This window comes from Actinomycetes bacterium (assembly GCA_036000965.1).
GTDB lineage: Bacteria > Actinomycetota > CALGFH01 > CALGFH01 > CALGFH01 > DASYUT01.
The window spans coordinates 26,436-38,065 of the sequence record DASYUT010000155.1 but is presented as its reverse complement, the minus strand read 5'-3'; the positions used below and the strand labels follow the sequence as shown (position 1 = coordinate 38,065).

Here is an 11,630-nt window from a genome sequence, read left to right as displayed (position 1 = left end):
AGATGGCGATGCCGGGTGACCACACCGAGATGACGGTGCGCCTGATCCAGCCGATCGCGATGGCGGAGGGGCTGCGGTTCGCGATCCGGGAGGGTGGCCGCACCGTCGGCGCCGGCCGCGTCATCAAAATCCTCAAGTAGCGAAGGGCCGGGCAGCCAGATGAACCAGAAGATCCGTATCCGCCTGAAGGCGTACGACCACGAGATCATCGACCAGTCGGCGCGCAAGATCGTCGACACGGTGACTCGCACGGGCGCGCGCGTGGCCGGGCCGGTCCCGCTGCCGACCGAGAAGTCGGTCTACTGCGTGATCCGCAGCCCTCACGTTGACAAGGACTCGAGGGAGCACTTCGAGATGCGCACCCACAAGCGCCTCATCGACATCCTCGACCCCACCCCCAAGACCGTTGACAGCCTCATGCGCCTGGACCTCCCGGCCGGCGTGGACATCGAGATCAAGCTATGAGTGCCACAACCGCCAACTTCAAGGGCATCCTCGGGACCAAGCTGGGGATGACCCAGGTGTTCGACGAGAACGCCCGCGTGGTGCCGGTGACGGTCATCCAGGCCGGGCCCTGCACGGTGACGCAGGTGAAGTCGGTCGAGCGCGACGGCTACCCAGCCGTCCAGCTCGCTTTCGGCGACATCGCGTCCCGCAAGGTGACCAAGCCGCGGGCCGGGCACTTCGCCAAGGCCGGGTCCGAGCCCAAGCGCCACCTGGTCGAGCTGCGCACGGCCTCGGCCGGCGACTACTCGCCCGGCCAGCAGCTCAAGGCGGACGTGTTCGCCTCGGGCGACCGGGTCGACGTGGTCGGCGTCTCCAAGGGCAAGGGCACCGCCGGGGTCATGAAGCGCCACGGCTTCGCCGGCCTTCCGGCCTCGCACGGCACCGAGCGCAAGCACCGCTCGCCCGGCTCGGTCGGCGCCTGCGCCACCCCGGGCCGCATCTTCAAGGGCATGCGCATGGCCGGGCACATGGGCCACGAGCGCGTCACCGTGCTCAACCTCGAGGTCGTCAAGGTCGACCCGGACCGCAACCTGTTGCTGGTCCGCGGCGCCGTGCCCGGTCCCAAGCGCGGCCTGCTCATGCTTCGCTCCTCCGTCCGGTCGCACGGGTCCGGGGGCTCAAGGCCGGCCCCCGGGTCAGCCCAGGGGTCCGGGGGCTCAAGGCCGGCCCCCGGGTCAGCCAAGGAGGTGCGTGGCTGATGGCCAGCATCGACGTGGTCGACGCGAGCGGCGCGAAGTCGGGCACCGTCGACCTGCCCGACGAGGTCTTCGACGTGGAGGTCAACGTGCCCGTCATGCACCAGGTGGTGCGGGCGCAGCTGGCGGCGGCCAGAGCCGGCACCCACTCGACCAAGACCCGGTCGGAGGTGCGGGGCGGCGGCAAGAAGCCGTGGCGCCAGAAGGGCACCGGCCGGGCCAGGCAGGGTTCCATCCGTGCGCCCCAGTGGACCGGCGGGGGCGTGGTCTTCGGGCCGCGCCCGCGCGACCACTCGTTCCGGGTGAACAAGAAGGAGAAGGTGCTCGCCCTGCGCTCGGCCCTCACCGACCGTCGCGCCGGCGGGAACCTCCTGGTGCTCGACGCCCTCGACTTCGACACCCCGAAGACGAGCAGGGCGGCCGAGCTGCTGGCCACCCTGGGCCTCGACGGGCGCAAGGTGCTGCTCGTCGTGGACGGGCTCGAGGACGCGGCGATCAAGAGCTTCCGCAACCTGGGCTGGGTCCACCTACTCACCTTCGACCAGCTCAACACCTACGACGTGCTCGCCAGCGACGTGGTCGTCTTCACCCGCGACTCGCTGGACGCGTTCTGCGGCCGGGGCGTCACCGCCGCCACCGCCGACCAGGACGAGCTGGTCCTCGAGGACGGGGAGGAGTCGTGACCAAGGATCCCCGCGAGGTGGTGCTGTCGCCGGTGGTCAGCGAGAAGTCCTACGCGCTGCTGGACGCCAACACCTACACCTTCATCGTCCGTCCGGACGCCAACAAGACGGAGATCAAGGAGGCCGTCCAGGCCATCTTCTCCGTGCGCGTGACCAACGTGAACACCCTGAACCGCAAGGGCAAGCGGAAGCGGACCAGGCAGGTCGTGGGCGTCCGCAAGTCCACCAAGCGCGCCCTGGTGACGCTCCACCCGGACGACAAGATCGAGATCTTCGAGGCCAAGTAGCCATGGGCATCCGCAAGCACAAGCCAACCACGCCGGGGCGGCGCGGCAGCTCCGTGGCCGACTTCGTCGAGGTGACGAAGAAGACCCCCGAGAAGTCGCTGCTGGCCCCGAGCCCCCGCAAGGGCGGCCGCAACGTCCACGGGCGGATCACCACCCGCCACCAGGGCGGCGGCCACAAGCAGCGCTACCGCGTCGTGGACTTCCGCAGGGACAAGGACGGGGTGCCGGCCAAGGTGGCCGGGATCGAGTACGACCCGAACCGGACCGCCCGCATCGCCCTGCTCCACTACGCCGACGGCGAGAAGCGCTACATCATCGCGCCCACCCGCCTCAAGGTCGGCGACACGGTGGAGTCGGGCGAGGGCGCCGACATCAAGCCGGGCAACGCCCTGCCGCTGCGGAATATCCCGGTCGGCACGGTCGTTCACAACATCGAGCTCCGCCCGGGCGGGGGGGCCAAGCTGGCCCGCTCGGCCGGCTCGGGCACGCAGCTGGTGGCCAAGGAGGGCCCGATGGCCACGCTCCGGCTGCCCTCCGGGGAGATCCGCCAGGTGCAGATCGCCTGCCGAGCGACGGTGGGCGAGGTCGGCAATGCCGAGCAGGAGCTGATCAGCTGGGGCAAGGCCGGTCGCATGCGCTGGAAGGGCAAGCGCCCGAGCGTGCGCGGAGTGGCCATGAACCCGGTTGACCACCCGCTCGGCGGTGGCGAGGGCAAGAGCTCCGGCGGGCGCCACCCCACCACCCCGTGGGGCAGGCCCGAGGGCCGGACCCGGCGCCGCAAGCCGTCCGACCAGCTCATCATCCGCCGCCGCCGCAAGGGCAGGGGTCGATGAATGGAACGAGGACTACGGGAGTTCTGACATGGCCAGATCGCTGAAAAAAGGCCCGTTCGTCGACGACCACCTGCTCGCCAAGGTGGACGAGCTGAACCGCAAGCGCGACAAGCGGGTCATCAAGACCTGGTCGAGGCGCTCGACCATCATCCCCGACATGGTCGGGCACACCATCGCCGTGCACGACGGGCGCAAGCACGTGCCCATCTACGTCTCGGAGTCGATGGTCGGCCACAAGCTCGGCGAGTTCGCGCCGACCCGGACCTTCCGCGTCCACCGCTCCCAGGAGCGGGCGACCGGGGTCCGGTAGGAAGAGGAGAGGGAAACCAAGACCATGGAAGTCAAGGCCCAGGCCCGGTTCGTCCGGGTGACGCCGTTCAAGGCGCGCCGGGTCGTGGACCTCATCCGCGGCCAGCACGTCGAGGAGGCACGGCGGATCCTGCAGTTCACCCCGCGGGCGGCCGCCCTGCCGGTCAAGAAGGTGCTCGACTCGGCGATCGCCAACGCCGAGCACAACCACCAGCTCGCCGCCGACACGCTGTTCGTGTCCAGGGCGTTCGTGGACGAAGGCCCGACCCTGAAGCGCTTCCGGCCCCGGGCGCTCGGCCGCGCCTACCGGGTGCGGAAGCGCACCAGCCACATCACGGTCATCGTCGACTCCAGGGAGGCCTCGTAATGGGACAGAAGGTCAACCCGTACGGCTTCCGGCTGGGCATCACCACCGACTGGAAGTCGCGCTGGTACAGCGACAAGGACTACCAGAAGTACCTCCACGAGGACATCGAGATCCGCCGCTACCTCAAGCGGGGGCTGAGCCACGCCGGCATCTCCCGGGTCGACATCGAGCGCACCCGCGACCGGGTGCGGGTCGACATCCACACCGCCAGGCCGGGGGTGGTGATCGGCCGCCGGGGCGCCGAGGCCGACAAGATCCGGGCCGACCTCGACAAGATCACCGGCAAGCAGGTCACCCTGAACATCCTCGAGGTCAAGAGCGCCGAGACCGACGCCCACCTGGTCGCGCAGGGCGTGGCCGAACAGCTCGCGAGCCGGGTCTCGTTCCGCCGGGCCATGCGCCGGGCGGTCAACTCGGCCATGAAGGGCGGCGCCAAGGGCATCCGGGTGCAGTGCTCGGGCCGCCTGGGCGGCGCCGAGATGGCCCGCACCGAGTGGTACCGCGAGGGCCGCGTGCCCCTGCACACCCTCAGGGCCGACATCGACTACGGCCTGGCCGAGGGCCGCACCACGTTCGGCCAGATCGGCGTGAAGGTTTGGATCTACCGCGGCGACGTCCTGCCCTCGCGCGAGGAGCAGGAGGCCGACCGTGCCCGGGCACGGGCCCGGGCGTCGGCCGGCGGCGGACGGGACGACCGTCCCCGCGGCCGTGGCCGCGGCGGGGCCGCCAACGGCGGCGGGGGCGCCCCGGGCGGCCAGGGCGCCAGGCCCGAGGGCGGCGGTGCCGGTGCCCGCTCGCAGCAGCGCCAGCGGCCGCAGCAGGCGGCCAAGCCGGCTGGCGGGGCTGCGGCCAAGCCGGCTGGCGGGGCTGCGGCCAAGCCGGGCGGCGGCGCCGCACCCGCCAAGCCGGCCGGCGGCGCCGCACCCGCCAAGCCGGCCGGCGGCGGCGCCGAGCCGCCCGCTCCAGCCACCGCCTCCGCCGACACCGGTACCGCCAGCGAGGCCCCTGGTCCGGTTTCCGAGCAGGCGAAGGAGTAAGGAACAGATGCTCACACCGAAGCGTGTCAAGCACCGCAAGCAGCACCGCGGCCACCGCCGCGGGCTCGCGAGCGGTGGCACCTCGGTCGCCTTCGGGGACTACGGCCTGCAGGCCCTCGAGCCCTCCTGGGTGACCAACCGGCAGATCGAGGCGGCCCGTATCGCCATGACCCGGTACATCCGTCGTGGCGGGAAGGTGTGGATCAACATCTACCCCGACAAGCCGGTGACCAAGAAGCCGGCCGAGACCCGCATGGGCTCGGGCAAGGGCTCGCCCGAGTGGTGGGTCGCGGTGGTCAAGCCGGGCCGGGTGATGTTCGAGCTCGCCGGCGTGCCCGAGGCGACCGCCCAGGAGGCGATGCGCCTGGCCGCCCACAAGCTGCCCATGAAGTGCAAGTTCGTGAAGCGCACGGACATGGCGGAGTCGTGATGACCATGAAGGCAACCGAACTGGCCGACCTGGACGCCGAGGAGCTGGCGGCCAAGCTCGCCGAGGCGAGGGAAGAGCTGTTCAACCTGCGCTTCCAGAACGTCACCGGGCAGCTCGACGACCCGCACCGGCTCCGGGAGGTCCGCAAGGACATCGCGCGGATCTTCACGGTCATCCGCCAGCGCGAGCTGGCCGGCGAAGCCGTGCCGGTGGCGGTTGCGCCCGAGCGCCGCCGCCCGTCCGGACGGCGCTTCGGACGCCGGCAGAGGAAGGGATAGCCACACATGACAGCGAGCACGCCGGAGCAGGACGGCCGAGCCCGGGGCGACCGCAAGGTCCGCGTCGGGATCGTCGTCTCCGACAGGATGGACAAGACGGTGGTCGTCCAGGTCGAGGACGTCCGCCAGCACCGGCTCTACCACAAGACCATCCGGCGCACTTCCCGGCTGAAGGCGCACGACGAGCAGAACGAGGCCGGCGTGGGTGACACCGTCCGGCTGGCCGAGACCCGCCCCCTGTCGGCCTCCAAGCGCTGGCGGGTCGTGGAAATCATCCAGAAGGCCAAGTGAGTCGCTGCGCGACTCACTTGGAAGCGGGCACCACGATGCGTAACTCAGATGAATAAGAGGCCAGAATGATTCAGCAGGAGTCGCGGCTCAAGGTCGCCGACAACACGGGCGCGAAGGAGATCCTCTGCATCCGCGTGCTCGGCGGCTCCGGCCGGCGGTACGCCTCCATCGGCGACATCATCGTCGCGACGGTGAAGGACGCGATCCCGGGTGGCGCGGTGAAGGAGGGCGAGGTCGTCAAGGCGGTCGTCGTCCGCGTCAAGAAGCAGAAGCGGCGCCCTGACGGCTCCTACATCCGGTTCGACGAGAACGCCGCCGTCATCATCAACGAGCAGCAGAACCCGCGCGGCACGCGCATCTTCGGCCCGGTCGGGCGGGAGCTGCGCGACAAGCGCTTCATGAAGATCATCAGCCTGGCCCCGGAGGTGCTTTAGTGGCGACAGCGGCAAGGCATGCCCGGCCGGCGCCGGGCTCCCATGGCCTCCAGGCTGCGGCGACGCCCGTTCCGGCGAGGCGCCGGCCGGGCAGACGTTTGGAAGGGAGGCTCTCGCCGTGAAGATCCGCAAGGACGACCGCGTGATCGTCATGGCCGGCAAGGACATCGGGGCCACCGGCCGCGTGATCAAGGTCGACCCGGCCAAGAACCGGGTGCTGGTCGAGGGCGTCAACCGTGTGAAGCGGCACGAGAAGATCCGGCCGACGCAGCGCGGCGGCCAGACCGGCGGGATCACCGAGAAGGAAGCCTGGATCGACGCGTCGAACGTCCAGATCGTCTCGCCCGACGACGGCAAGCCGACCCGTGTCGCCTACCGGATGGACGACGGCAACAAGATCCGAGTGTGCGCCAGGACCGGCGCGAAGCTCTGAGCGCAGGACGAGGACGGAACCCAAGATGACCCAGACCCAGACCGCGACCGAGGTGCCGGCGCCCCGGCTCAAGGTCCGCTACAACGACGAGCTCCGGGGCCCGCTCAAGGACGAGCTCGGGCTGGCCAACGTCATGCAGGTGCCCCGACCGGTCAAGGTCGTGGTGAACATGGGCGTGGGCGAGGCGGTCAAGGAGGCCCGCCTGCTGGAGGGTGCCGTCCGCGACCTGACCCAGATCACCGGCCAGAAGCCGCTGGTGACCAAGGCGAAGAAGTCGATCGCCGGCTTCAAGATCCGCGAGGGTCAGTCGATCGGCGCCAAGGTCACCCTGCGGGGCGACCGCATGTGGGAGTTCCTGGACCGGCTGCTGTCCATCGCGCTGCCCCGCATCCGCGACTTCCGCGGGCTGGCGCCCAAGGGCTTCGACGGGCACGGCAACTTCACCTTCGGGCTGACCGAGCAGCTGGTCTTCCCGGAGATCGACTACGACAAGGTCGAGAAGATCCGCGGGATGGACATCACCCTGGTGACCACCGCGGACACCGACGAGCAGGGCCGAGCGCTGCTGCGAGCGCTCGGGTTCCCGTTCCGGGCGAGCTAGGCGGCCCGGCGACAGCGAGCAACGGCTCTCGACAGGCGCGGCACCACGCCGCGAACCGGCGGGGCTAGGAGGTAGCACCAACCGATGGCAAAGAAGTCACTGATCGCGAAGGCCAAGCGCACCCCCAAGTTCAAGGTGCGCGCCTACTCGCGCTGCCAGCGTTGCGGACGGCCCCGGGCCGTGTACCGCAAGTTCGGCCTGTGCCGGATCTGCGTGCGCCAGCTGGCGCACGCGGGTGAGCTGCCCGGCATCACCAAGTCGAGCTGGTAGGAGGCGACCGACATGACGATGACCGATCCGATCGCCGACATGCTGACCCGCCTCCGCAACGGCAACGCGGCGTACCACGACGACATCTCCATGCCCAGCTCCAGGATCAAGGTGGAGATCGCCAAGGTCCTGAAGCAGGAGGGCTACATCAAGGACTACGCGGTCGAGAAGGCAGAGGTCGGCCAGATGCTCAAGGTCGAGCTCAAGTACGGCCCGAACCGCGAGCGGACCATCAGCGGCGTGCGCCGGATCTCCAAGCCCGGCCTGCGCGTGTACGCCAAGAAGGAGGCGCTGCCCCGGGTCCTCGGCGGCCTGGGCATCGCCATCATCTCGACCTCCCAGGGACTCGTGACCGACCGCCACGCCCACAAGGCCGGCATCGGTGGCGAGGTCCTGGCCTACGTCTGGTAAGGGGGCCACATGTCTCGCATCGGCAACCTCCCCATCCAGCTCCCCTCTGGGGTCGAGGTTCGGGTCGAGGGCGGCACCGCCGTGGTGACCGGGCCCATGGGCACGCTCACCCAGGCCATCCCCACGAGGATCACCATCGAGCAGGACGACGGCCAGCTCCGGGTGGTCCGGCCCGACGACGAGCGCGAGAGCCGCGCCCTCCACGGGCTGGCCCGCTCGCTGGTGGCCAACATGGTCGAGGGCGTGACCAAGGGCTTCGAGAAGCGGCTGGAGATCCAGGGCGTCGGCTACCGTGTGCAGGCCCAGGGCAACGACCTGATGTTCAACCTGGGCTACTCCCACCCGGTCCCGGTGAAGGCCCCCGAGGGGATCAGCTTCACGGTGGAGACGCCGACCCGGTTCTCGGTAAGGGGGATCGACAAGCAGAAGGTCGGCCAGGTGGCCGCCGAGATCCGCAGCCTGCGTCGTCCCGACCCGTACAAGGGCAAGGGCGTCCGGTACGCGGGCGAGGTGGTCCGCCGCAAGGCCGGCAAGACCGCCAAATAGGCCGCCAACTAGCGCCGTTCTCGTTGACGGAATCGAAGAGATCGTCCGTAAGACACCAAGAAGGGTTACGCGGGACACCAAGAAGGGTTTTGACAAGATGGATGCAGCGCGCGCCAAGCGGCAAGGTCGGATCCGGCGCCACGCCAGGGTTCGGCGGCGGGTGGTCGGCACGGCCGAGCGGCCGCGCCTGGCCGTCTTCCGCTCCAGCAAGCACATCTACGCACAGCTCATCGACGACTCGGCCGGGCGGACGCTGGCCGCCGCCGGGTCGGTGACGCTCCCGGGCGACGGCGACAAGAAGGCCGCCGCCAAGCGGGTCGGCAGCGAGCTGGCCAGCCAGGCCAAGGTGGCCGGGATCAGCTCGGTCGTGTTCGACCGCGGCGGCTACCAGTACCACGGCCGCGTCCAGGCGCTGGCCGAGGCGGCCCGCGAGGGCGGCCTGGACTTCTGAACAGACATCAGGGTCTGGGGGCCTGGCGCAGCGAAGCGGTAGCCCCGGACCGACAAAGGGGGTTCGGGGCTCAAGTAGCCGAAGGTGGTAGCCCCGGACCGACAAAGGGGGTTCGGGGCTCAAGTAGCCGAAGGCGGTAGCCCCGGACCGATAAAGGAGGAATCGCAACATGGCAGCAGCCCCCGCTCGCCGGGGTCCCGGTGGACAGGGCAACCGGCCGCCCCGTGACGACCGCGGTGGCCCTGGCCGGGACGACTCCCCGAAGTCGCAGTTCGAAGAGCGCGTGGTCGCCATCAACCGCGTCGCCAAGGTGGTCAAGGGTGGACGCCGGTTCTCCTTCACCGCCCTGGTCGTGGTCGGCGACGGCAACGGCAAGGTCGGCGTCGGCTATGGCAAGGCCCGCGAGGTCCCCTCTGCCATCCAGAAGGGCGTCGAGGTGGCCAAGAAGAACTTCTTCGCCGTCCCGATGATCGGCACCACCATCCCGCACGAGGTGCTCGGTGAGGACGGCGCCGGCCGCGTCCTGCTCAAGCCCGCATCCCCCGGTACCGGCGTCATCGCCGGCGGGCCGGTGCGCGCGGTGCTCGAGGCGGCTGGCGTGGCCGACGTGCTGTCCAAGTCGCTCGGCTCGTCCAACCCGATCAACATCGTCCACGCGACCGTGGCCGGGCTCAAGTCGCTGAAGCGGCCCGAGGAGCTGGCCCAGCGGCGCGGGCTCGAGCTGGCCGAGATGTCTCCCACCACCGTGGCCCGGATGAAGGCCGCAGCTGCGGTCAAGACGCCGCCCAAGGAGGCGTCGGCATGAGCGCCCGGCTCAAGGTCACCCAGGTCCGTTCCGTGATCGGCCGGCCCAAGCCGCAGCGTGACACGATCCGGGGCCTCGGCCTCAGGCGCATCCACGACGTGGTCGTCAAGGAGGACCGCCCCGAGATCCGCGGCATGCTGCACAAGGTCTCCCACCTCGTCGAGGTGGAGGAGGTGAAGGAATGAAGCTGCACCACCTGCGCCCGGCGCCCGGGGCGGTGAAGGACCGCACCCGCAAGGGCCGCGGCGAGGCCGCCGGCAAGGGCAAGACGGCCGGCCGGGGCACCAAGGGCTCCAAGGCGAGGGGGCGGATCCGGACCGGCTTCGAGGGCGGGCAGCTGCCGCTCCAGCGCCGGGTGCCGAAGCTCAAGGGCTTCACCAACCCGAACAAGGTGCACTGGTCGGTGGTGAACGTCGACCGGCTCGCCGCCGCCTTCCCCAAGGGGGGCGGCGTCGACCCGGACGCGCTGGTCGAGGCGGGCCTGGCCCGCAAGGGCACCCCGGTCAAGGTGCTCGGCCACGGCGACCTGTCGGTCGCCGTCCAGGTCCGGGCACACGCCTTCTCGTCCACCGCGGCCGAGAAGATCACTGCCGCAGGCGGTACCGTAGAGGTCGTCTAGGCCGAGAGAGAGAAGAAGGAAGGCCCGGATGCTGTCGGCGTTTCGCAACGCGCTCAAGATCCCCGAGTTGCGGGGCAAGATCCTCTTCACGGTCGCCATCATCGCGATCTACCGGTTGGGGTCCCATCTGCCCGTCCCCGGCGTGGACTTCAAGAGCGTCCAGAAGTTCCTCGAGAGCGCCGGCGCGCAGAACAACGGCGCGTTCAACCTGATCAACCTGTTCTCGGGGGGCGCGCTGACCCAGTTCGCCATCTTCGCGCTCGGGATCATGCCCTACATCACCTCGTCGATCATCATGCAGCTGCTCGGCGTGGTCATCCCGCGGCTCGAGGCCCTGCAGAAGGAGGGCGAGACCGGGCGGAAGAAGATCCAGCAGTACACGCGGTACGTGACCGTGGCCCTGGCCCTGCTGCAGTCGGCCGGCATCGTGACCCTGGCCCACCGCGGCGGCCTGCTGCCCAACGTCGACATCTTCCCGGGGCTGACCTCTGGGCGCTTCGCGCTGGCCGTGCTGACCCTGACCGCCGGGACCGCGTTCATCATGTGGCTCGGCGAGCTGATCACCCAGCGCGGCATCGGCAACGGCATGTCGATCCTGATCTTCGCCGCGATCGTGGCCCAGCTCCCCAGCCAGGGCGCCAACATCCTGCGCTCCAACGGCGGCTTCATCTTCGGGGTGATGTGCGCGCTCGGCCTGGCCATCATCGTGTTCGTGATCTGGATCGAGCAGGCCCAGCGCCGCATCCCGGTCCAGTACGCCAAGCGCATGGTGGGCCGGCGCATGTACGGGGGCTCGTCGACCTACATCCCGCTCAAGGTCAACCAGGCCGGCGTCATCCCGATCATCTTCGCGTCCAGCCTGCTCTACCTGCCCTCGCTGCTCGCCTCGATCGTCAACAAGCCCTGGTTCACCAGCTTCACCGAGCAGTTCACGCGCACGGGCACGCACCCGGCCTACATCATCGGGTACTTCGTGCTCATCATCGCGTTCGCCTACTTCTACAACTCGATCGCGTTCAACCCGGTCGACACGGCGGACAACATGAAGAAGTACGGCGGCTTCATCCCCGGCATCCGGCCCGGGAAGCCGACAGCCGAGTACCTCAACCACATCATGACGCGGATCACGCTGCCCGGAGCGCTGTTCCTGGCCGCCATCGCCATCCTGCCCTTCATCGTGCTGGCCGCCGGCAACGTGCAGCAGTTCCCCTTCGGCGGTACCGCCATCCTCATCACGGTGGGCGTGGGGCTCGAGACCATGAAGCAGATCGAGTCCCAGCTGCTGATGCGGAACTACGAAGGGTTCCTGCGTTGACGGCCCGGGTCGGGTAGAAGGCGGCATC

Annotated in this window: 22 protein-coding genes and 1 pseudogene; all 23 read left to right on the top strand. The window is 69.7% G+C overall.

The features are described 5' to 3' along the window. On the top strand, nt 1-140 hold a 140-nt coding region (locus tag VG276_13860; protein HEV8650457.1), incomplete at its 5' end, for an elongation factor Tu. Between the two features lie 19 nt (nt 141-159). Then, a complete protein-coding gene (gene rpsJ, locus VG276_13855; protein HEV8650456.1) occupies nt 160-465 on the top strand; it encodes a 30S ribosomal protein S10 in 306 nt (101 codons plus the stop codon). Next, the gene (gene rplC, locus VG276_13850) at nt 462-1,205 is read left to right on the top strand and encodes a 50S ribosomal protein L3 (protein ID HEV8650455.1); all 744 of its coding nucleotides are present in this window, start codon (nt 462-464) and stop codon (nt 1,203-1,205) included. Before rpsJ ends, rplC begins: the two co-directional genes overlap by 4 nt. Then, nucleotides 1,205-1,885 carry a 50S ribosomal protein L4 gene (gene rplD, locus VG276_13845; protein HEV8650454.1) on the top strand — a complete coding sequence of 227 codons (681 nt, stop codon included), beginning with the start codon at nt 1,205-1,207 and terminating at the stop codon, nt 1,883-1,885. The genes rplC and rplD overlap by 1 nt, the downstream gene beginning before the upstream one ends. A 5-nt stretch (nt 1,886-1,890) precedes the next feature. Next, nucleotides 1,891-2,172: pseudogene (gene rplW / locus VG276_13840) on the top strand (50S ribosomal protein L23). Nucleotides 2,173-2,174: 2 nt separating this feature from the next. Continuing rightward, nucleotides 2,175-3,005, top strand: coding sequence for a 50S ribosomal protein L2 (gene rplB, locus VG276_13835; GenBank protein ID HEV8650453.1), 831 nt, complete (start codon nt 2,175-2,177; stop codon nt 3,003-3,005). A gap of 28 nt (nt 3,006-3,033) precedes the next feature. Then, on the top strand, nt 3,034-3,315 hold the full coding sequence (rpsS, locus tag VG276_13830) for a 30S ribosomal protein S19 (protein HEV8650452.1): 282 nt from the start codon (nt 3,034-3,036) through the stop codon (nt 3,313-3,315). Nucleotides 3,316-3,339: 24 nt separating this feature from the next. Then, nucleotides 3,340-3,681 carry a 50S ribosomal protein L22 gene (gene rplV / locus VG276_13825; GenBank protein HEV8650451.1) on the top strand — a complete coding sequence of 114 codons (342 nt, stop codon included), beginning with the start codon at nt 3,340-3,342 and terminating at the stop codon, nt 3,679-3,681. Next, entirely contained in the window at nt 3,681-4,718 is a 1,038-nt protein-coding gene (gene rpsC / locus VG276_13820; GenBank protein ID HEV8650450.1) for a 30S ribosomal protein S3, read from the top strand. The genes rplV and rpsC overlap by 1 nt, the downstream gene beginning before the upstream one ends. A gap of 7 nt (nt 4,719-4,725) precedes the next feature. Then, a complete protein-coding gene (gene rplP / locus VG276_13815; GenBank protein HEV8650449.1) occupies nt 4,726-5,148 on the top strand; it encodes a 50S ribosomal protein L16 in 423 nt (140 codons plus the stop codon). Further along, on the top strand, nt 5,148-5,426 hold the full coding sequence (rpmC, locus tag VG276_13810; GenBank protein ID HEV8650448.1) for a 50S ribosomal protein L29: 279 nt from the start codon (nt 5,148-5,150) through the stop codon (nt 5,424-5,426). The genes rplP and rpmC overlap by 1 nt, the downstream gene beginning before the upstream one ends. A gap of 6 nt (nt 5,427-5,432) precedes the next feature. Further along, complete coding sequence (rpsQ, locus tag VG276_13805; GenBank protein ID HEV8650447.1) at nt 5,433-5,717, top strand: 30S ribosomal protein S17; 285 nt, start codon at nt 5,433-5,435, stop codon at nt 5,715-5,717. Between the two features lie 65 nt (nt 5,718-5,782). Next, nucleotides 5,783-6,151 carry a 50S ribosomal protein L14 gene (gene rplN, locus VG276_13800; protein HEV8650446.1) on the top strand — a complete coding sequence of 123 codons (369 nt, stop codon included), beginning with the start codon at nt 5,783-5,785 and terminating at the stop codon, nt 6,149-6,151. Nucleotides 6,152-6,269: 118 nt separating this feature from the next. Next, nucleotides 6,270-6,584, top strand: a complete 315-nt coding sequence (gene rplX, locus VG276_13795; GenBank protein HEV8650445.1) for a 50S ribosomal protein L24 — start codon at nt 6,270-6,272, stop codon at nt 6,582-6,584. A 25-nt stretch (nt 6,585-6,609) separates the two neighbouring features. Beyond that, nucleotides 6,610-7,185, top strand: coding sequence for a 50S ribosomal protein L5 (rplE, locus tag VG276_13790; protein HEV8650444.1), 576 nt, complete (start codon nt 6,610-6,612; stop codon nt 7,183-7,185). Between the two features lie 84 nt (nt 7,186-7,269). Then, complete coding sequence (locus VG276_13785) at nt 7,270-7,455, top strand: type Z 30S ribosomal protein S14 (GenBank protein ID HEV8650443.1); 186 nt, start codon at nt 7,270-7,272, stop codon at nt 7,453-7,455. A gap of 12 nt (nt 7,456-7,467) precedes the next feature. Beyond that, on the top strand, nt 7,468-7,866 hold the full coding sequence (gene rpsH / locus VG276_13780) for a 30S ribosomal protein S8 (protein HEV8650442.1): 399 nt from the start codon (nt 7,468-7,470) through the stop codon (nt 7,864-7,866). 9 nt (nt 7,867-7,875) lie between these two features. Next, complete coding sequence (gene rplF, locus VG276_13775; GenBank protein ID HEV8650441.1) at nt 7,876-8,412, top strand: 50S ribosomal protein L6; 537 nt, start codon at nt 7,876-7,878, stop codon at nt 8,410-8,412. 97 nt (nt 8,413-8,509) lie between these two features. Next, the gene (gene rplR / locus VG276_13770; GenBank protein HEV8650440.1) at nt 8,510-8,863 is read left to right on the top strand and encodes a 50S ribosomal protein L18; all 354 of its coding nucleotides are present in this window, start codon (nt 8,510-8,512) and stop codon (nt 8,861-8,863) included. Between the two features lie 169 nt (nt 8,864-9,032). Continuing rightward, the gene (gene rpsE, locus VG276_13765; GenBank protein HEV8650439.1) at nt 9,033-9,668 is read left to right on the top strand and encodes a 30S ribosomal protein S5; all 636 of its coding nucleotides are present in this window, start codon (nt 9,033-9,035) and stop codon (nt 9,666-9,668) included. Then, complete coding sequence (gene rpmD / locus VG276_13760) at nt 9,665-9,853, top strand: 50S ribosomal protein L30 (protein HEV8650438.1); 189 nt, start codon at nt 9,665-9,667, stop codon at nt 9,851-9,853. The genes rpsE and rpmD overlap by 4 nt, the downstream gene beginning before the upstream one ends. Further along, complete coding sequence (gene rplO / locus VG276_13755) at nt 9,850-10,287, top strand: 50S ribosomal protein L15 (protein HEV8650437.1); 438 nt, start codon at nt 9,850-9,852, stop codon at nt 10,285-10,287. The genes rpmD and rplO overlap by 4 nt, the downstream gene beginning before the upstream one ends. Before the next feature lie 28 nt (nt 10,288-10,315). Beyond that, complete coding sequence (secY, locus tag VG276_13750) at nt 10,316-11,602, top strand: preprotein translocase subunit SecY (protein HEV8650436.1); 1,287 nt, start codon at nt 10,316-10,318, stop codon at nt 11,600-11,602. The last annotated feature ends 28 nt before the right edge of the window (nt 11,603-11,630 follow it).